The 20,122-nt window shown below is 60.2% G+C and carries 19 protein-coding genes; 9 read left to right on the forward strand and 10 right to left on the reverse strand.

Annotated elements, in window-relative coordinates; translation table 11 throughout:
- Positions 1-3 precede the first annotated feature (3 nt).
- The 8 genes from K1567_RS18650 to gbcA form a co-directional block, all read right to left on the reverse strand.
- On the reverse strand, positions 4-1,188 hold the full coding sequence (locus tag K1567_RS18650) for a type II secretion system F family protein (protein ID WP_220698754.1): 1,185 nt from the start codon (positions 1,186-1,188) through the stop codon (positions 4-6).
- Complete coding sequence (locus tag K1567_RS18655) at positions 1,185-1,649, reverse strand: transglycosylase SLT domain-containing protein (protein WP_220698755.1); 465 nt, start codon at positions 1,647-1,649, stop codon at positions 1,185-1,187. The genes K1567_RS18650 and K1567_RS18655 overlap by 4 nt, the downstream gene beginning before the upstream one ends.
- 6 nt (positions 1,650-1,655) lie before the next feature.
- Positions 1,656-2,087 (reverse strand): type II secretion system major pseudopilin GspG, encoded by a 432-nt coding sequence (gene gspG, locus K1567_RS18660; protein WP_220698756.1) that lies wholly within the window; start codon positions 2,085-2,087, stop codon positions 1,656-1,658.
- A gap of 179 nt (positions 2,088-2,266) precedes the next feature.
- Positions 2,267-3,793 carry a lytic polysaccharide monooxygenase gene (locus K1567_RS18665; protein ID WP_080758798.1) on the reverse strand — a complete coding sequence of 509 codons (1,527 nt, stop codon included), beginning with the start codon at positions 3,791-3,793 and terminating at the stop codon, positions 2,267-2,269.
- A 74-nt stretch (positions 3,794-3,867) separates the two neighbouring features.
- A complete protein-coding gene (locus tag K1567_RS18670) occupies positions 3,868-4,374 on the reverse strand; it encodes a hypothetical protein (protein ID WP_047882489.1) in 507 nt (168 codons plus the stop codon).
- Positions 4,361-4,741 carry a type II secretion system protein gene (locus K1567_RS18675; protein ID WP_034101158.1) on the reverse strand — a complete coding sequence of 127 codons (381 nt, stop codon included), beginning with the start codon at positions 4,739-4,741 and terminating at the stop codon, positions 4,361-4,363. The genes K1567_RS18670 and K1567_RS18675 overlap by 14 nt, the downstream gene beginning before the upstream one ends.
- Positions 4,716-5,210 carry a type II secretion system protein gene (locus tag K1567_RS18680; RefSeq protein WP_034101157.1) on the reverse strand — a complete coding sequence of 165 codons (495 nt, stop codon included), beginning with the start codon at positions 5,208-5,210 and terminating at the stop codon, positions 4,716-4,718. Before K1567_RS18680 ends, K1567_RS18675 begins: the two co-directional genes overlap by 26 nt.
- Positions 5,211-6,013: 803 nt before the next feature.
- Positions 6,014-7,309: a glycine-betaine demethylase subunit GbcA gene (gene gbcA, locus K1567_RS18685; RefSeq protein WP_034101156.1), complete on the reverse strand. Its 1,296-nt coding sequence runs from the start codon at positions 7,307-7,309 to the stop codon at positions 6,014-6,016.
- Positions 7,310-7,590: 281 nt separating this feature from the next.
- Between gbcA and gbcB the strand changes: the two genes are divergently transcribed.
- Positions 7,591-8,691: a glycine-betaine demethylase subunit GbcB gene (gbcB, locus tag K1567_RS18690; RefSeq protein WP_034115310.1), complete on the forward strand. Its 1,101-nt coding sequence runs from the start codon at positions 7,591-7,593 to the stop codon at positions 8,689-8,691.
- Between the two features lie 82 nt (positions 8,692-8,773).
- Here the strand turns inward: gbcB and K1567_RS27785 are convergent, their stop codons facing one another.
- Positions 8,774-8,974 carry a hypothetical protein gene (locus tag K1567_RS27785; protein WP_220699051.1) on the reverse strand — a complete coding sequence of 67 codons (201 nt, stop codon included), beginning with the start codon at positions 8,972-8,974 and terminating at the stop codon, positions 8,774-8,776.
- Positions 8,975-9,158: 184 nt separating this feature from the next.
- Entirely contained in the window at positions 9,159-10,199 is a 1,041-nt protein-coding gene (locus K1567_RS18700) for a low specificity L-threonine aldolase (RefSeq protein ID WP_034101152.1), read from the reverse strand.
- A 90-nt stretch (positions 10,200-10,289) separates the two neighbouring features.
- Here K1567_RS18700 and K1567_RS18705 point away from each other — a divergent pair, with 90 nt between their 5' ends.
- From K1567_RS18705 to fdhA, 8 genes are all read left to right on the forward strand, one after another.
- Entirely contained in the window at positions 10,290-11,018 is a 729-nt protein-coding gene (locus tag K1567_RS18705) for a TraX family protein (protein ID WP_220698757.1), read from the forward strand.
- A gap of 153 nt (positions 11,019-11,171) precedes the next feature.
- Entirely contained in the window at positions 11,172-12,425 is a 1,254-nt protein-coding gene (glyA, locus tag K1567_RS18710) for a serine hydroxymethyltransferase (RefSeq protein ID WP_034101149.1), read from the forward strand.
- Positions 12,426-12,447: 22 nt separating this feature from the next.
- Positions 12,448-13,698: a sarcosine oxidase subunit beta gene (locus tag K1567_RS18715; protein ID WP_220698758.1), complete on the forward strand. Its 1,251-nt coding sequence runs from the start codon at positions 12,448-12,450 to the stop codon at positions 13,696-13,698.
- 15 nt (positions 13,699-13,713) lie between these two features.
- The gene (locus K1567_RS18720; protein ID WP_003194855.1) at positions 13,714-14,016 is read left to right on the forward strand and encodes a sarcosine oxidase subunit delta; all 303 of its coding nucleotides are present in this window, start codon (positions 13,714-13,716) and stop codon (positions 14,014-14,016) included.
- Positions 14,013-17,030 carry a sarcosine oxidase subunit alpha gene (locus K1567_RS18725; RefSeq protein WP_220698759.1) on the forward strand — a complete coding sequence of 1,006 codons (3,018 nt, stop codon included), beginning with the start codon at positions 14,013-14,015 and terminating at the stop codon, positions 17,028-17,030. Before K1567_RS18720 ends, K1567_RS18725 begins: the two co-directional genes overlap by 4 nt.
- Before the next feature lie 123 nt (positions 17,031-17,153).
- Complete coding sequence (locus K1567_RS18730) at positions 17,154-17,786, forward strand: sarcosine oxidase subunit gamma (protein WP_220698760.1); 633 nt, start codon at positions 17,154-17,156, stop codon at positions 17,784-17,786.
- A gap of 10 nt (positions 17,787-17,796) precedes the next feature.
- Positions 17,797-18,654 (forward strand): formyltetrahydrofolate deformylase, encoded by an 858-nt coding sequence (purU, locus tag K1567_RS18735; RefSeq protein ID WP_034101145.1) that lies wholly within the window; start codon positions 17,797-17,799, stop codon positions 18,652-18,654.
- A 186-nt stretch (positions 18,655-18,840) separates the two neighbouring features.
- A complete protein-coding gene (gene fdhA, locus K1567_RS18740) occupies positions 18,841-20,040 on the forward strand; it encodes a formaldehyde dehydrogenase, glutathione-independent (RefSeq protein ID WP_017530750.1) in 1,200 nt (399 codons plus the stop codon).
- Positions 20,041-20,122 lie beyond the last annotated feature (82 nt).

Raw genomic sequence — 20,122 nt, forward strand, 5'->3', positions numbered from 1 at the left:
GCGTCACCCCTGGATGGAGCCTGCCAGTTCAAAAATCGGCATGTACAACATGAACACAATCAGGCCGATCAGCCCGCCCACCACCAGCATCAACAAGGGCTCGAAGACCTTGCTGAACAGCTCGATGGCGCGCTCCAAGGCTTCATCGTGAAACTGCGCGATGCGCTCGCACATCGCTGCCAATTCGCCGCTTTGCTCGCCTACCCGCAACAGGCGTTCGGCGACGGCGGTGGTCAGTTGGTGGCGGGCCAGGGAGGTGGACAATGGCTGACCGGCCTGGATATCGGTCATGGCCTGGCGCAGGGCCGCTTGGCGTTCCACCGGCAGCAAGGCACCGGAGAGCTCTACCGCCGTAACCACCGGCATCCCGCCCATCAGCAACATGCCCGCGGTGCGGTAGAAACGCGCCAGGATGAACAGCGTGCGCTGGGCGCCCAGGCTCGGAATCTTCCAGAACAGCTCGGCCACGCGACGCTTGAACCCGGCGCTGCGAAACAGCAGCACCAGCGCACCTACCGCCAGCGCCAGGCCGATCAGCAACTCCATGCCGCGTGCGTCTACCAGCGCGCCCCACCACACCATGAAGCGCGCGGTGGCGGGTAAGTCGGCGACGGCGTCGAACACCGAGGCGAAACGCGGGATCACGAAGAACAGCAAAAACAACAGGATCAACGCACCCACGCTAAGCACTACCAGGGGGTACATCAGGGCACCGCTGACGCGTTTTTTCACGGTTTCCAAATGCGCTTCAAAGTGATGGTAGCGGCGCAGGGCTACGGCCAATTGGCCGCTGTGTTCGGAGGACGCCACGGTGGCGATCAGCAATGAAGGAAACGTCTGCGGCTTGAGCTGCATTGCCCTGGACAGCGAGTTACCCTCATACATCGAGGCCAGTAGCTCGCTCATGACCTGCCGATTTATCCCCGGCGGTGCTTTGTCGCGCAGGGTTTCCACCGCTTCTACCAGCACCAGGCCGGCGTCCAGCAGCACCACCAATTCCTGGATGAACAAGCCGAGGGCGAACTTGGAGCGCCGGCTCGGCAATTTGAGTTGGCGACGGGCTTTGAGCGAGATGACCTGGGCGCCGTCGGCCTGCAATAGCTGGCGCGCCTGGGCCAGGTCAACGGCTTGCAGGTGCAGGGACTGCAAATGACCGTCGCGGATGATGCGGGCGTCTATTTCGATCATGGCGTTTGCCTCGCCAGTTGCCGGCGCTGTTGCAGCAACTCGCCGTAGTAACGCCACACCGCCAGGGCGTAACGCGTACGGCGCGCCTCGCGGTCCGGCTTGGGCCCGGCGTTGTAGGCGCCTACGGCCTGCCAGCCGTAGCCGTTTTCGCGGATAAAACCGGCCAGGATCCACGCGCCGACCATCACGCTGGTGCAAGGCTGAGTGATCAGGTGCTGTTCGGTGATGCCGAACCGCGCCAATGCCGGTAAGTGGCGGCTGTTGATCTGCATCAGGCCGATGTCCTGGCTGCCGTCGGCATTGATATTGCGCGCACGGGGGTTGAGGCCGGACTCGACCCTGGCGATGGCGTACAGCAAGAGCGGATCAACGTGATAACGACTGGCCGCCAGTTGCCAGCAATTGGCCTGGGCGGTGCCCGTAAGGCACAGCAGCGTCAGAACAATCCGCAGCGTGCACATGAGCCGTTACAGCCCGTAGACAATGTCGGCGTAGGTGTTGACGCCGCCGGCCTTGCCGTCGCGGCCCAGGGAGATGATCTCGGCGTCGTTGGGCGGGGTGCCCGGGTTTTTGTAGAGATATGGGTTGCCCCAGGGGTCAGGTGGCAACGTCTTCAAGTAAGGCCCCTGCCAATTGCCCGCATTGGCGGGCCGCGTAGTCAGCGCATTCAGTCCGAGGGCTTCGTCGGGGTAGTTGCCGTTGTCCAGGCGGTACTGGTTCAACGCATCGGCGATGGACTTCATCTGGCCTTGGGCGGTTTGCACCTTGGCCAGCTCCAGGCGGTCGAACATCTTGGGTCCGACATAGCCGGCGAGCAGGGCGATGATCAGCAGGACGACCAGCAGTTCCAGCAGCGTAAAGGCGCGTTGGAAGGGGGTGATAAGTATGCGTGTGCGCATGGCGATACTCGGCGGTTGTGATCAACTCTTCCGGCCCGCTGGGGAAGCGGGCACCGCCGGTAGGACTGCGTTATAACCAGTACTGCTTCCAATTGTAGCGTTGCGCGATATAAGGCGCCGTAAGGCGCCCTATAACGTTTGGCACTTGCTGTTATCAAGTCAGTGCATATGCCAGTGGCTCAAGGAACAACATCCCATGCGCGCTGCCAGAAAGTGGAACCGGGTTTGCCGGGTTCATTTTCATTCTGCCCGCACCATGCGCCTGCCGATCCCTGTTTGCACCGGTACTTCACTCCATAATTGGATACTTGTGAGCCGCTGTTATAGCCGCCATTCGGTTTCCACTGAGGGTAATCCGTGTCTCCGCTTGCAGGTTCTACGGTAAAGGAGAGCTTCGCCGGATCGGTTTTACCGTTTTGCTGGTCCCGAACGATCAATCGTGCTTCAAACGTGGTTACTTCTGGGACTTGGTAGGCCTTGCCGCTGATGGTCGCGCCATTCTGTGCGCCCGTCATCCCGGGGACGGCCCATTGATACAACAACGGGCCATTGCTCCCCGTTGACGTAGTGCCACTGAATGTGAAGGTCTCGCCCGACTTCAATGCAGTGGGACCTGTGATCCGTGCTATAGGTGGCGCCGGATTAACAGGGCCTGGGCCTTCACCTGCAATGATCGACATCGCCTGGCTGTAACCTTGTTGAGTGGCATAAGTCGAGTTGCTTAAAGGGTTTTGCACGTTGTAAGTAACGATCGAGCCCTCTAGCTCGCCGATTTTGGCGATGGAGGGATTGACTTGGTCGGCTATTTCTTTGCCCCATTGAACAGGCGGCAGATTTGCTGCGCTGATTTTATGAATGATATCGACCAGTTCTTTTTTTGCCCCATCGTTACCAAAAATCCGATAGTGCACGGAGTCGCCAGGTTTGAGCGTACTCATGTCGCCATTGATAAACGTGCCGATATTGTGAAGTTTCTCAGGCACACCTCCACCTGTGAAGTTCACGTCCGAGCACGAAATGAAAAACTCTCCATTCGGATCGTCCCGTACCCAGATGCCGACAATCAACCCATTGCCCGAAAGCCCATTCGGGATAGTTCTTACTGTTTCGAAGTAGCCCGATGCACCGGGTAGTCTGGGCGGCGTTTGCCAGTTTGTTTTCGCAACTTCAAATATCTCTTCCTGGCCCAACTGCACCAGATCGCTCCACTTCAATTTGTCCGTGGCCGAATTGAAGCCTGGTTTGCTGGCAAATGTATAGAACTTGCTGGGTACGTGGGGGGCGGTGCCAATAAGTCGGAGGGTCAGCGGCTGTCCGGACGTCACGTCAGTCTTGGTCCAGTAGGGCGTTGGGTAATCCAGGCTGGCTTTTCTGGGGTCATTTGCAGCACAGATCTGGCCGTCTTTGATAATGGCTTTAATCTGATCCATCGATGGATTATTAATCCCTGGGATGTGTGAAACCTCATGCCATTGTTGCGCGGCGAATACTTTTTGGGCAGGGGTACCAAATAGCGTGGCTGATTCTCGGCAACCTTTATCCACAATGGAGGACCCATCCTCTGATTGCCAGTAGCCTCCGGTAGCCTGGCAATTCACCGCACGTGATGCCGGGATATCCAGAGCACCATGTGCCCAACTCAAGGTCGGTACCAAACACAAAGCAGGCACTGTCCATTTGATAAAACTCTTCATGTACTTATTCATGCTCTAGTCCACCTTCAATCCAGATAAACAAGTTCCGAACTGCTGGAACGATCAGTGTGTTCATATCGTTGAAATCATCGAGTCAGCTGATCTCCCAGAGGAGTGACGCGGGTTGCAGGGTTACTCTGTACAGAGCCATACAGAAACACCCACCCTTGATAACTGCCTTGCCCTGTAAAACTTTGATTGATGACCGCAAAGTTGCCTTGCTTGAACGGCGTGCCCTTGGCTTGGCTGAACACGCCCATGATGGTGTCGCCCGGCCCTGGCACGACGCCCCACTCGGTGGTGCCGGTCAGCGGGTCGGCGTAGACCCGGCGCAGGTAGCGCTTGACGGTCGGTTGGCGCCGGTCAAGCACCAGGTCTTCGAGGGACTTGGGAAAGGCATTGCCGGCCTTGTAGTACAGGCCGATGGCCCGGCGAATTTCGTTGCCGCGCGCCAGCAGTTCCAGTTCGCGTTCGCGCTGCAACACGCTGGACCACAGCGTGCCCGTCTCCATCAGCATCACGGCCACGACGGCCACCGTCACCAGCATGCCCATGAACACCGAGCCGTGCTGGCGCTGCTTACCAGTCTGCATAGGCCGTCCCATCGTTAGCGGTGCCCGGTGCGCCGCTGCGTACGTCGCCCAGGCCTTGTTCGTCGGAGGGTTGCAGTTGCCAGGTGTCGCGCTTGCCGGTCAGCGGGTCCAGAGGGATTTCGCGCAGGTAGCGGCGGTCCACCAGGGCTTGCAAGGAGTCGGGGTTCTCGCCGTGGTCTTCGCGGTATTGATCCAGCGCCTGGCGAATGGTGGAGAGGTTGTGGCGCAGCACGGTTTCCTGGGCCTTGGCGTGCTGGCGAAAATACTGGGGGGTGACCAGCGTCATGAGTGTGGCGATGATGGCCATCACCACCAGCAATTCGATCAGGGTAAAACCGCGCTCACCACTGGCTGTACAACGTTCCATTCAAACTCTCCCGAGTGCTGCGGGATGAAACGTCAAATACATCTTCTCCCTCTTGTGGGTTATCGGCGCTGCTCTTGTAACTGCGCAATTGCCAGGTTTTTTCCGCTGCCAGTTCGGGACATTCGCAGAGAGGATCGCGAGGAATGCGTCGCAGAAAATAGAGTTTTTGACCTTGCAAGTTGGTCTGGTCGGTGACGCCATCGACCAATGTCTGCAAAGAGGGCGGGTAACCACTGGCAGTGACGCTCTTTTCGATGCGCCCGTCGTCGCTGGCTTCTTTGTAGGAATCAATAGCGCGGCGTATCTCTCGCAACGAACGTTGCAAGTCGAGTTCTCGGTCGCGTTTGCCCATCAATGCTGTCAGCGGATAAGCCACTGTCGCCAGCGTGGCCAGCAAGGCCAGCGTCAGTAGTAATTCAATCAGCGTAAAACCTTTGGCGCAGTGATGGCTGGGTATACCCTGCCACATCACTGTTGGTCCTCCCGGTTATCCCGCCAAGGACTTCCGCACTAACCCAGGCTGGTGAAATTAACTGCAAAGGTGAGTGTAGATGCGGAGTGTTTTTTGTACAGACGAATACCACCTAGGACGTTACCCACAATCGCTGTGTGTCTGGCTGTGGATAAGGTGTTCGTGGGTGCCTGTAGCTCAGGTAAATTAAGGGCTGCAGCCTGCTGTATGAAAAACAACCAGGCTAAGCCCCGGTTTTTTAAGCGTTTTGCGTGTGGATAAGCGTGGTGGGGTATTTGTACTTGCCCCCAAAGCCTGTTGGCGCTTCTGTGGATAAGATGTTTGCTATCGGCTACAAGCCTTAAAGATAAAGGCTTTGATCGAAATGATTAAAAAGTGATCAATTCGCTGATTGAAGCGTTGAAATAGTGCTAAAGCCTGGATTTATGCAGGGTTGCCGCGGTTTTCCACAGTGCCGTGCAAGTTGCCCCCAAAGTCTGTTGGCGCTTCTGTGGATAAGGTGTTCACGTAGTGCTGCGAGCCACGATTTTATTGGCTTGTAGCGTATTGATCGAAAAATGATCAAATGCACACCCAAACCCGTAACTTGAATAAGTCACGGATTTTCTTCACTTATTTCTGGGTAATTGGCGCAGTTGCCCACAATTGCTGTGGGTGGCTCTGTGGATAAGTTGTTGGGCAAAGGCTGGAAGGCAGGCGGGTAGGGGGCTGGGAGAGATCTGATCAAATAGTAAGCAGTGCGAGGTTCGATTGTGGGAGGGGGCCGGGCCCCTTCCCACATTTCCAACGATTAGGAGCGTTTATTCGTGTGCCGCAACGCCTTTGAGGTAAGGCGCCGGTGCCGCGCCCAGGTTGCTCAGCATGCGCTCGCTGTACCAGTCCACGAAATTCACCACGCCGAACTCATAAGTCTTGGAGTACGGGCCCGGTTGATAGGCCGTGGAGTTGATGCCGCGCTGGTTTTCTTCTGCCAGGCGACGGTCCTGGTCGTTGGTGGCGTCCCAGACCTGGCGCATGCGCTCCACGTCATAGTCCACGCCTTCGACCGCATCCTTGTGTACCAGCCACTTGGTAGTGACCATGGTTTCCTGCGCGCTGATCGGCCACACCGTGAACACAATGATGTGGTCGCCCATGCAGTGGTTCCACGAGTGCGGCAGGTGCAGGATGCGCATCGAGCCCAGGTCCGGGTTCTTGATGCGGCCCATCAGCTTGGCGCAACCCTGTTTGCCGTCGAGGGTCATCGACACGGTGCCCTTGAGCAGCGGCATCCGCACGATGCGGTTACGCAGGCCGAAGCTGGCGTGGGCGTACGGGATCTTCTCGGCGTCCCAGGCAGCGGCCGAGGCGGCGACGTGGTCCTTGAATGCCTGGTCGGCGCGTGGGTCGGTGACGTCGTCCCATTCCAGCAGGGTTTTGAGCAGCTCCGGGTGCGAACCGCCGCAGTGGTAGCACTCGCGGTTGTTCTCCAGCACCAGTTTCCAGTTGGCCTTTTCCATCAAGGTGGTTTGCACCGCCACCTTGGTGTTCTCCATGTCGTAGGGTTCCATGTAGTGGTTCAGGGTCGACAGGAAGTCATCGATGGCCGGCGGGTTTTCGGCCAGGCTGATGAAGATATAGCCGCCGGCGGTCTTCACGTTGACCGGCTTGAGGCCGTATTGATTCATGTCGAAGTCGGCGCCCATCTCGGTGCCGGCGAACAGCAGGCGGCCGTCCAGTTCGTAGGTCCACTGGTGATAATGGCAGACCAGTTTGGCCACTTTGCCCTTGTCGCTGGTGCACAGGCGCGAGCCACGGTGACGGCACACGTTGTGGAACGCATGTACCACGCCCTCGGCGCCACGGATCACGATGATCGGGTTCTTGCCCACTTGCAGGGTCAGGTAGTTGCCCTTGGTCGGAATCTCGCAGGTCATGCCGGCGATCAACCACTCTTTCTGGAAGATCTCCTGCATGTCGATATCGAACAAACGCTCATCGCAGTAGAACGGCTGCGGCAGCGAAAAGGTGCGCTCGCGCTCTTGCAGCATTTGCGCGGTGGCCTTGCGTGCGGGTTCCAGCGGATCGCCCAAGCTTAAGGTTGCGGTGACGTCCATCGTGTAGGTCCTCATGGCCATTCTGTGTGGCCGGCGAATAGTGGCTGATCAGGTGTGCAGCAAGGCGTAAAGAAAGCGTCGTTGTTGGGAGCGAGTGTGGGGCTGCTGATGCGGCGAACCTTATCCATGAGCGACATGGCCCACTCTGATCCCGACGCGCAAGCCCCGTGGTATGGGGGCTGGTCGCGATAAGTATGTGAATGTCGCAGATAGGTAAGTGGGCGGTTCTCGCGTTACGCAGAATCGCCACCATAAGGCCGACCTCGGCGGTGGAGAACAACATGTCCAATAATTTCCTGAATCCGGTAACCACCCAGACCTGGGCCAATGGTCGGCACATCGTCCGTTGCGTCAAAGTCATCCAGGAAACCTGGGATGTGCGCACCTTTTGCTTTATGGCCGACCAGCCGATCCTGTTCTTTTTCAAACCAGGGCAATTCGTGACTCTGGAGCTGGAAATCGACGGGCAGCCGATCATGCGCTCCTACACCATTTCCAGCTCGCCATCGGTGCCATACAGCTTCTCGGTGACCATCAAGCGCGTGCCTGGCGGCAAGGTGTCCAACTGGCTGCACGACACTTTGCATGAAGGCCAGGAGCTGGCGGTGCACGGACCGGTGGGGCTGTTCAACGCCATCGACTTCCCCAGTCCGAAAGTGCTGTACCTCAGCGGCGGCGTGGGGATTACGCCAGTGATGTCGATGGCGCGCTGGTTCTACGACACCAATGCCAATGTCGACATGACCTTTGTCCACAGTGCCCGCTCGCCTAAAGACATCATCTACCACCGCGAGCTGGAGCACATGGCGTCGCGGATCGATAACTTCAGCCTGCACCTGATCTGCGAAAAACATGGCCTGGGCGAACCATGGGCCGGTTACCGCGGTTACCTGAACCACAAGATGCTCGAACTGATGGTGCCCGACTTCCTGGAGCGCGAAGTGTTCTGCTGCGGCCCAACGCCCTACATGACCGCCGTGAAGCGCCTGCTGGAAGCCGCCGGTTTCGACATGACGCGCTACCACGAGGAATCCTTCGGCGCCACGCCGCCCGAAGCCCGCGCCGATGCGGTGGAGCAAGCCGAACAAGCCGCCGACGCGCCGGAAGTCGACCTGGCGGACCTGCACCAGGTGGAGTTCATTACCTCGGGCAAGAGCATCCGCGTGGCGCCGGGCGAAACCGTCCATGCCGCCGCCGCCAAGCTTGGCCTGATGATCCCCAAAGCCTGCGGCATGGGCATCTGCGGCACGTGCAAGGTGCTGAAGCTGGGTGGGGAAGTGGAGATGGAGCACAACGGTGGGATCACCGAGGATGATGAAGCCGAAGGCTACATCCTGTCGTGCTGCAGTGTGCCGAAGGGCGATGTGCGTATCGAGTACTGATCGCTCGAATGAACGTGCCTGCCAGCCAGCTCGCAGCCCCGGCATCCCCACGCAGTGCGTGGGAATGCGCGAAGGTTAACGGTTATTGAGCGTAGATGTGTACGACGAAGTGCTGGCCTGAAGCTGTCAATTCATAGACTTTGTCATAGATCCGCAGCGTCCTCGACGGCTCGCGGATAGTGTCGCCGATTTGGGCGGTTTTTCTGAACTCGTCCCAGTCGATAACGGTGGTGGTGACAGTGCCTTCGTTAGTCAGAGTGTTACCGAAGCTTTGATATTCCATGATTAAAACCTCTTCTGGATTTCCGTTTCCAGCCGATTGTTCGGCGGGTGGTAATACCCGCGAGGGCAGCCGCTGCAGCGGCGATTTCCTTGCGGGTTCCAAGAGGCTAGTCAATGAAAGCTCGCTGCGTTGCTGTCGGAAATAACAAATAACAGTCTCGGCACAGCGCCACTATTCGCTCGTCTCAGGCGTTCATCACTTCGCGGATATCCGCAGCCAGTTCCCTTACGCGTTCTTCTTCTGTATCCCACGCGCACATGAAGCGCGCCCCACCTTTGCCGATGAAGGTGTAGAAGCGCCAGCCCTTGGCTGTCAGCGCGGCGATGGCCGGTTCCGACAGTTGCAGGAACACGCCGTTGGCCTGCACCGGGAACATCAGCTCCACGCCGGGAATATCCGCCACCAGGCTGCTCAGCAACTGCGCGCAGTGGTTGGCGTGGCGGGCGTGCTTGAGCCAGGCGTCGTTTTCCAGCAGGCCCACCCAAGGTGCGGAGAGGAAGCGCATCTTCGAGGCCAGTTGGCCGGCCTGTTTGCAGCGATAGTCGAAGTCTTCGGCCAGCTTGTGGTTGAAGAACAGGATCGCCTCGCCCACGGCCATGCCGTTTTTGGTGCCGCCAAAGCACAGCACGTCCACCCCGGCTTTCCAGGTCAGGTCGGCCGGCGAGCAGCCAAGGAACGCACAGGCGTTGGAGAAGCGCGCGCCGTCCATGTGCAGGTTCAGGCCCAGCTCTTTGCAGGTGGCGCTGATGGCGCGGATTTCCTCGGGGGTGTACACGCTACCGACTTCGGTGGCTTGGGTCAGGGTGACTACGCGGGGTTTGGGGTAGTGGATGTCCTGGCGCTTGAGGGCGATCTCGCGGATCGACTCTGGGGTCAGCTTGCCGTTTTCGGTGCGGGCGATGAGCAGCTTGGAGCCGTTGGAGAAAAACTCCGGCGCGCCGCATTCGTCGGTTTCGACGTGGGCGGTTTCCGAGCAAATCACGCTATGGTAGCTCTGGCACAGAGACGACAGCGCCAGGGAGTTGGCCGCGGTGCCGTTGAAGGCGAAAAACACTTCGCAGTCGGTTTCGAACAGGTTGCGGAAACCGTCGGCGGCGCGGTGGGTCCATTCATCGTCGCCGTAGGCGCGCTGATGGCCGTGGTTGGCTTGTTCCATGGCGGCCCAGGCTTCCGGGCAGATGCCCGAATAGTTGTCACTGGCGAATTGTTGGCTCTTGTCGGTCATGGCCCGTTCCTGTGGTCGATATTGGTGCGCACTGTAACCAAGATTGTTGGGCGTGCGCACGCACTGTAAATGCAAAGTCACTGGGGAATTATGCACAGCGCTAACACCTTGCCTGTCGGACCCGTCCGAGACGGCGCTCTGGACCTGCTCAAGTGGCTGGCGCTGCTCAGTATGGTGCTGGATCACCTGCGTTATGTCGGTTTGAGCCTGGACGGCCTGTACGTGCCGGGGCGGCTGGCGTTCCCGTGGTTTTGCCTGGCGATTGCGGCGAACCTGCACCGGGTTCGCAACGCCCCGGTAACGGGTCAATGGCGCTACCTGGGCTGGTTGCTGCTGTTCAGCGTAATCAGCGAAGTGCCGTATCGCTTGTTTATCGAGGATGCCGATACGTTGAACGTGTTGCCGACCCTCGCACTGGGCCTGCTGGTTGCCCGAGGATGGCAGCAGAAGACGTTTATTGATCGAGGATTGGCGTTAATCGCGGTCACGATAGCGGCGGTATTTTCAGCGCACTTAATGTTCGGATTGTTTGGTGTATTGCTGCCCCTGGCGATGTTGCTGGTATTTCGCCGGCCTTGGTATTTCAGTGTGTTGCCAGGGTTGGTCTGCGTGGCCGCCAATCAATGGCAGATCCTGCTCAATAGCGGCACGCCGGTGGCGCTGTTGGGGCTGGTCGCGTGCCTGATTGCGCCATGGGCGGGGTTGGTCTTATTGCGACATGCCCACAGCACCTCGCCGCCAGCAATGCGCCGCTGGGCCTACGCCCTGTATCCCATGCACTTCCTCCTGCTGTTACTCCTGCGCCACATCATTGCTTAACCCCTCCCACATTTATTTGGTGTTGATTCGGTAATGTCGTAAACGCACCTTTGCGTGGCGTGCGCAGGCATTTGACCTGTCTACGCCAGCCCTACCATCGCATCAAAGGGCCCTGCGAGGGCCTTAACAATACGAAAGGCTGGGAGAGACGCGATGTTCAGCAAACAAGACCAGATTCAGGGATATGACGACGCACTGCTGGCGGCGATGAATGCCGAGGAGCAGCGCCAGGAAGATCATATCGAGCTGATCGCGTCAGAGAACTACACCAGCAAGCGGGTGATGGAAGCCCAAGGCAGCGGCCTCACCAACAAATACGCCGAAGGCTACCCAGGCAAGCGCTACTACGGTGGCTGCGAGCATGTGGATAAAGTCGAGGCCCTGGCCATCGAGCGCGCCAAGCAACTGTTCGGTGCCGATTACGCCAACGTGCAGCCGCACTCCGGTTCGTCCGCCAACAGCGCGGTGTACTTGGCGCTGATCAATGCCGGCGACACCATCCTCGGCATGAGCCTGGCCCACGGCGGTCACCTGACCCACGGCGCTAAAGTGTCGTCCTCGGGCAAGCTGTACAACGCGGTGCAATACGGCATCAACACCGACACCGGCCTGATCGACTACGACGAAGTCGAGCGCCTGGCGGTGGAGCACAAGCCGAAGATGGTGGTGGCCGGTTTCTCCGCCTACTCCAAGACTCTGGATTTCCCCCGTTTCCGTCAGATCGCCGACAAGGTGGGCGCGCTGCTGTTCGTCGATATGGCCCACGTCGCCGGCCTGGTTGCCGCCGGTCTGTACCCGAACCCGCTGCCTTACGCCGATGTGGTCACCACCACGACTCACAAAACCCTGCGCGGTCCGCGTGGCGGCTTGATCCTGGCCAAGGCCAACGAAGAGATCGAGAAGAAGCTCAACGCCGCCGTGTTCCCTGGCGCCCAGGGCGGCCCGCTGATGCATGTGATCGCCGGCAAGGCGGTGTGCTTCAAGGAAGCGCTGGAGCCGGGTTTCAAGGCTTACCAGCAACAAGTGATCGATAACGCCCAGGCCATGGCCAGCGTGTTTATCAAACGCGGCTACGATGTAGTGTCCGGCGGTACCGATAACCACCTGTTCCTGGTCAGCCTGATCCGTCAGGGCCTGACCGGCAAAGAGGCGGATGCCGCCCTCGGTCGCGCCCATATCACCGTCAACAAGAACGCCGTGCCGAATGACCCGCAGTCGCCGTTCGTGACCTCGGGCCTGCGCATTGGCACCCCGGCGGTGACCACGCGTGGTTTCAAAGTGCCGCAGTGCATCGAGTTGGCTGGCTGGATCTGCGACATCCTCGACAACCTCGGCGACGCCGATGTCGAGGCCAACGTGGCCAAGCACGTGTCTGCCCTGTGCGCTGATTTCCCGGTTTATCGCTGAGCGCGGTATTGGAGTAATGACTATGCAACGCTACTCGGGCTTCGGCCTCTTCAAGCACTCACTCAGCCATCACGAAAACTGGCAGAAGATGTGGCGCACGCCGACCCCTAAAAAGGTGTACGACGTGGTCATCGTCGGCGGCGGCGGGCATGGTCTGGCGACCGCTTACTACTTGGCCAAGGAACACGGCATCACCAACGTGGCCGTGGTCGAGAAAGGCTGGCTGGGCGGCGGTAACACCGCGCGCAACACCACCATCGTGCGTTCCAACTACCTGTGGGACGAGTCGGCGCACCTGTACGAACACGCGATGAAACTGTGGGAAGGCCTGTCCCAGGACCTGAACTACAACGTGATGTTCTCCCAGCGTGGCGTCTACAACCTGTGCCACACCCTGCAGGACATCCGTGACTCCGAGCGCCGCGTCAGCGCCAACCGCCTCAATGGCGTGGATGGCGAGCTGCTGAATGCCAAGCAAGTAGCCGACGAGATTCCGTACCTGGACTGCTCGAAAAACACCCGCTACCCGGTGCTCGGCGCCACCGTGCAACGGCGTGGCGGCGTGGCCCGTCACGATGCCGTGGCCTGGGGCTTCGCCCGCGCCGCCGACGCCCTCGGTGTGGACTTGATCCAGCAAACCGAAGTGATCGGCTTCCGCAAGGAAAACGGCGTGTGCATCGGTGTGGAAACCACCAAGGGCTTTATCGGCGCCAAGCGCGTTGGTGTGGTCACTGCCGGTAACTCCGGTCACATGGCTTCGCTCGCCGGTTTCCGCCTGCCAATCGAATCCCACCCGCTGCAAGCGCTGGTGTCGGAGCCGGTCAAGCCAATTATCGACAGCGTGATCATGTCCAACGCCGTACACGGTTACATCAGCCAATCCGACAAGGGCGACTTGGTGATCGGTGCCGGTATCGACGGTTACAACGGCTACGGCCAGCGCGGTTCGTACCCGGTGATCGAGCACACCATCCAGGCCATCGTCGAGATGTTCCCGGTGCTGTCGCGCGTACGCATGAACCGCCAGTGGGGCGGCATCGTCGACACCACCCCGGATGCGTGCCCGATCATCTCCAAGACCCCGGTGCCGAACATGTTCTTCAACTGCGGTTGGGGCACCGGTGGCTTCAAGGCCACGCCGGGCTCAGGCAACGTGTTTGCCGCCAGCCTCGCCAAGGGTGAAATGCACCCATTGGCGGCACCTTTTTCCATCGACCGTTTCCACAACGGTGCGTTGATCGACGAACACGGCGCTGCCGCCGTCGCCCACTAACAGGAGAAATTCCCTATGTTGCATATCTTCTGTCCTCACTGTGGCGAACTGCGCTCCGAAGAGGAATTCCACGCGTCCGGCCAAGCGCACATCCCGCGCCCGCTGGACCCGAACGCCTGCACCGACGAGCAGTGGGGCGACTACATGTTCTTCCGCGACAACCCCCGTGGCCTGCACCACGAGTTGTGGATTCACGCCGCCGGGTGCCGCCAGTATTTCAACGCGACCCGCGACACCGTGACCTACGAAATTCTTGAAACCTACAAGATTGGCGAGAAGCCGCAATTCACCGCCAAGGCTTCTGGAGAGAAGGTATGAGCCAGATCAATCGCCTGTCCAACGGTGGCCGGATCGACCGTAACAAGGTCCTGACCTTCAGCTTCAACGGCCAGACCTACAAGGGCTTTGAAGGCGACACCCTGGCCGCCGCGTTGCTGGCCAACGGCGTCGATATCATTGGCCGCAGCTTCAAGTACTCGCGCCCTCGCGGCATCTTTGCCGCCGGTGCCGAAGAGCCGAACGCAGTGCTGCAGATCGGCGCCACCGAAGCCACCCAGATTCCTAACGTACGCGCCACACAACAGGCGCTGTATCAAGGTTTGGTCGCCACCAGCACCAACGGCTGGCCGAGCGTCAACAACGACATGATGGGCATTCTCGGCAAGGTCGGCGGCAAGCTGATGCCGCCGGGTTTCTACTACAAAACCTTCATGTACCCGCAATCGTTCTGGATGACCTACGAGAAGTACATCCGCAAGGCCGCCGGCCTGGGCCGCTCGCCGACCGAGAACGATCCGGACACCTACGACAACTTCAACCGTCACTGTGACGTGCTGGTGGTGGGCGCAGGCCCTGCCGGGCTGGCGGCGGCGCTGGCGGCTGCGCGTAGCGGCGCCCGCGTGATCCTCGCCGATGAGCAGGAAGAGTTCGGTGGTTCGTTGCTCGACTCCCGCGAAAGCCTGGACGGCAAGCCCGCCAGCGAGTGGGTCGCCAGTGTGATCGCCGAATTGAAAAGCCTGCCGGACGTGGTGCTGCTGCCCCGCGCCACGGTCAACGGCTACCACGACCATAACTTCCTGACCATTCACGAGCGCCTCACCGATCACCTCGGCGACCGTGCGCCGATCGGCGTGGTGCGCCAGCGCATTCACCGTGTGCGTGCCAAACGCGTGGTGTTGGCCACCGGCGCCTGCGAGCGTCCGTTGGTGTACGGCAACAACGACGTGCCGGGCAACATGCTGGCCGGTGCGGTCTCCACATACGTGCGCCGTTACGGCGTGGCACCGGGTAAAAAATTGGTGCTGTCGACCAACAACGATCACGCCTATCGCGTGGCCTTGGACTGGTTCGACGCCGGCCTGGCCGTGGTGGCTGTCGCCGATGTGCGCCACAACCCACGCGGTGCACTGGTGGAAGAAGCTCGCGCCAAAGGTATCCGCATCCTCACCGGCAGCGCTGTGGTCGAAGCCCGTGGCACCAAGCGCGTGACCGCTGCACGTGTCGCCGCGATTGACGTCAAGGCGCATAAAGTCACCAGCCCCGGCGAGTGGCTGGACTGCGACCTGGTGGCCAGCTCCGGCGGCTACAGCCCGGTGGTTCACCTGGCTTCGCACCTGGGCGGCAAGCCGATCTGGCGTGAAGACATTCTCGGTTTCGTCCCCGGCGAAGCGCCGCAGAAACGTGTGTGCGTCGGTGGTATCAACGGCGTCTACGGCCTCGGCGATTCCCTGGCCGATGGTTTTGAAGGGGGCGTGCGCGCCGCCAGCGAAGCCGGTTTCGCGCCGGTTGAAGGCACTCTGCCAAAGGCCCTGAGCCGTCTGGAAGAACCCACCCTGGCGATCTACCAGGTGCCGCACGACAAAGCGACCGCACGGGCGCCGAAGCAATTCGTCGACCTGCAGAACGACGTTACCGCTGCCGCCATCGAACTGGCCACCCGCGAAGGCTTCGAGTCGGTCGAGCACGTCAAGCGCTACACCGCGCTGGGCTTCGGCACCGACCAGGGCAAGTTGGGCAACGTTAACGGCCTGGCTATCGCTGCGCGCTCGCTGAACGTGACCATCCCGCAGATGGGCACCACCATGTTCCGTCCCAACTACACGCCGGTCACCTTCGGCGCCGTAGCGGGCCGGCACTGTGGGCATATTTTCGAACCCGTGCGCTACACCGCGCTGTACGCGTGGCACGTCAAGAATGGCGCCGAGTTCGAAGACGTCGGCCAGTGGAAACGTCCTTGGTACTTCCCGCGCAACGGTGAAGACCTGCACGCCGCGGTGAAACGCGAATGCCTGGCCGTGCGCGACAGCGTCGGCCTGTTGGATGCGTCCACCCTCGGCAAGATCGACATCCAGGGCCCGGACGCCCGTGAGTTCCTCAACCGCATCTACACCAACGCCTGGACCAAGCTCGACGTGGGCAAGGCGCGCTACGGCCTGATGTGTAAGGAAGACGGCATGGTCTTCGACGACGGCGTGACCGCGTGCCTGGCCGACAACCACTTCCTGATGACCACCACCACCGGCGGCGCCGCCCGCGTGCTGCAGTGGCTGGAAATCTATCAGCAAACCGAATGGCCGGACCTCAAGGTGTACTTCACCTCGGTCACCGACCATTGGGCGACCATGACCCTGTCCGGCCCCAACAGCCGCAAGCTGCTGGCGGAAGTCACCGACATCGACCTGGACAAGGACGGTTTCCCGTTCATGACCTGGAAAGAAGGTTTGGTGGGCGGTGTGCCGGCGCGGGTGTTCCGCATTTCGTTTACCGGTGAGCTGTCGTACGAAGTCAACGTGCAGGCCGACTACGCCATGGGCGTGCTGGAACAGATTGTCGCCGCCGGCAAGAAGTACAACCTGACTCCGTACGGCACCGAAACCATGCACGTACTGCGGGCCGAGAAGGGCTTCATCATCGTCGGCCAGGATACCGACGGCTCGATGACCCCGGACGACCTCAACATGGGCTGGTGCGTCGGTCGTACCAAACCGTTCTCGTGGATCGGCTGGCGCGGCATGAACCGTGAAGACTGCGTGCGCGAAGAGCGCAAGCAACTGGTGGGCCTCAAGCCGATTGATCCTAAGGTGTGGCTGCCGGAGGGCGCGCAACTGGTGCTCGATCCGAAGCAGTCGATCCCGATGAAGATGGTTGGTCACGTCACCTCCAGCTACGCGCACAACTCCCTGGGCTATTCGTTTGCCATGGGCGTGGTGAAAGGCGGCTTGAAGCGCATCGGCGAACGGGTGTTCTCGCCCCAGGCCGATGGCAGCGTGATCGAGGCTGAGATTGTGTCTTCGGTGTTCTTCGACCCGAAAGGGGATCGCCAGAACATTTGATAGACCGAGTCGCGGCCATCGGGAGCAAGCCCCCTCCCACATTTGGAATGCATTCCCCTGTGGGAGGGGGCTTGCTCCCGATGACGCCAGTAGCCACACAACAGAATTCAGAACAGGTGCTTTATGACAGCAGCCAATGTGTACCAACAACGCCCCACTACCGGCGCCAAGGCCGAGTCGTCGCTGCACCATGCCGACCTCGCCAGCCTGGTCGGTAAGGGCCGCAAGAACGCCGGTGTGACCGTGCGCGAAAAGAAACTGCTCGGCCACCTGACCATTCGTGGCGATGGTCATGATGCCGCGTTCGCCGCCGGTGTGCACAAGGCCCTGGGCATCGAATTGCCCGGCGCCCTGCAAGTTATCGTCAAAGGCGAAACCAGCCTGCAATGGCTCGGCCCGGATGAGTGGCTGTTGGTGGTGCCGAGCGGTGAGGAGTTCGCCGCAGAGCAGAACCTGCGTGCCGCGCTGGGCGACCTGCATATTCAAGTGGTCAACGTCAGCGGCGGCCAGCAGATCCTCGAACTCAGCGGCCCGAAAGTGCGCGATGTGCTGATGAAATCCACCAGCTACGACGTGCACCCCAATAATTTCCCAGTGGGCAAAGCGGTAGGCACGGTGTTCGCCAAGTCGCAACTGGTGATCCGCCATACCGCCGAAGACACCTGGGAGCTGGTGATCCGTCGCAGCTTCTCGGATTACTGGTGGTTGTGGTTGCAGGATGCCTCGGCGGAATTCGGCCTGAGTGTCCAAGCCTGAGGAATGCCCCATGAGCCGCGCACCCGATACATGGATTTTGACCGCCGACTGCCCCAGCGTGCTCGGCACGGTGGACGCGGTCACCCGCTACCTGTTCGAGCAGGGCTGCTACGTCACCGAGCACCATTCGTTCGATGACCGCCTCTCGGGCCGGTTTTTCATTCGCGTGGAATTCCGCCAGCCTGACGGGTTCGACGAGCAAGCCTTTCGCGATGGGCTGGCTGCGCGGGGCGAGGCGTTTGGCATGATCTTCGAGCTGACGGCACCGAACTACCGGCCAAAAGTGGTGATCATGGTGTCCAAGGCCGATCACTGCCTGAACGATCTGCTGTACCGCCAGCGTATCGGCCAATTGTCGATGGACGTGGTGGCGGTGGTGTCAAACCACCCCGATCTCAAGCCATTGGCCGACTGGCATCAGATTCCCTACTACCATTTCCCCCTCGACCCCAACGACAAACCGTCCCAGGAGCGTCAGGTGTGGCAAGTGGTGGAAGACACTGGTGCCGAATTGGTGATTCTTGCGCGCTATATGCAAGTGCTGTCGCCGGAGCTGTGCCGCAAGCTCGATGGCAAGGCCATCAACATTCACCACTCATTGCTGCCGGGGTTCAAGGGCGCCAAGCCGTATCACCAGGCGTACAACAAGGGCGTGAAACTGGTGGGCGCCACTGCGCATTACATCAACAACGACCTGGACGAAGGCCCGATCATCGCCCAGGGCGTGGAGGTGGTGGATCACAGCCACTATCCCGAGGATTTGATTGCCAAGGGGCGCGATATCGAAGGGCTGACATTGGCCCGGGCGGTTGGGTATCACATTGAGCGGCGGGTGTTCTTGAATGCCAATAGGACAGTGGTGCTATGACTGCCGCTATCGGGGGCAAGCCCCCTCCCACAGTTGAATGCGTGCACAAATCAAAATGTGGGAGGGGGCTTGCCCCCGATGAGGCCCTGACAAACAACACAAGCAACAGCATCTGTACCCGAGCACTTAACGCGCTGCCCATTTGACGGCAACGCAGTTCCATAAAAACAACAGCGAGGTGAAAGCATGTCTGGTAATCGTGGTGTCGTGTATCTCGGCAACGGCAAGGTCGAAGTACAGAAAATCGACTATCCCAAAATGCAGGACCCCCGTGGCAGGAAGATCGAGCACGGCGTCATCCTGCGCGTGGTCTCCACCAATATCTGCGGCTCCGACCAACACATGGTGCGCGGCCGTACCACTGCCCAGACCGGCCTGGTGCTCGGTCACGAAATCACCGGTGAAGTGATCGAGAAGGGCAGCGACGTCGAAAACCTGAAAATCGGCGACTTGGTTTCCGTCCCCTTCAACGTGGCTTGCGGACGCTGCCGTTCCTGCAAAGAGCAACACACCGGCGTGTGCCTGACCGTCAACCCGGCCCGTGCCGGTGGTGCCTATGGCTACGTCGACATGGGCGACTGGACCGGCGGCCAGGCCGAGTACGTGCTGGTGCCGTACGCCGACTTCAACCTGCTCAAACTGCCGGACCGCGACAAGGCCATGGAGAAAATCCGCGACCTGACCTGCCTCTCCGACATTCTGCCGACGGGCTACCACGGTGCGGTGACGGCGGGCGTTGGCCCAGGCAGCACCGTGTACATCGCTGGTGCCGGCCCGGTCGGCCTGGCCGCTGCTGCGTCGGCGCGTCTGCTGGGTGCGGCAGTGGTGATCGTCGGTGACGTCAACTCCATCCGCCTGGCTCACGCCAAGGCCCAGGGTTTTGAAGTAGTAGACCTGTCCACCGATACGCCGCTGCACGAACAGATCGCCGCGTTGCTGGGCGAGCCGGAAGTGGACTGCGCGGTCGACTGCGTGGGCTTTGAAGCGCGCGGCCATGGCCACGATGGCGTCAAGGCAGAGGCCCCGGCCACCGTACTCAACTCGTTGATGGGTGTAGTGCGCGTAGCGGGCAAGATCGGTATCCCAGGACTGTACGTCACCGAAGATCCGGGTGCCGTCGACGCCGCCGCGAAAATGGGCAGCCTGAGCATCCGTTTCGGCCTGGGTTGGGCCAAATCCCACAGCTTCCACACCGGCCAGACCCCGGTGATGAAGTACAACCGCCAGCTGATGCAGGCGATCATGTGGGACCGCATCAACATCGCCGAGATCGTCGGCGTGCAGGTGATCAGCCTGGACGACGCACCACGGGGCTACGGCGAGTTCGATGCGGGCGTGCCGAAGAAGTTTGTGATTGATCCGCACAAGTTGTTCAGCGCGGCGTAAACCCAGGCACACGAAGGGCCAAATGTGGGAGGGGGCTTGCCCCCGGTGGTATTGATTCAGTCAGTAAATAGGTGACTGAATC

This window comes from Pseudomonas sp. S5F11 (genome assembly GCF_019641515.1).
GTDB lineage: Bacteria > Pseudomonadota > Gammaproteobacteria > Pseudomonadales > Pseudomonadaceae > Aquipseudomonas > Aquipseudomonas rhodesiae.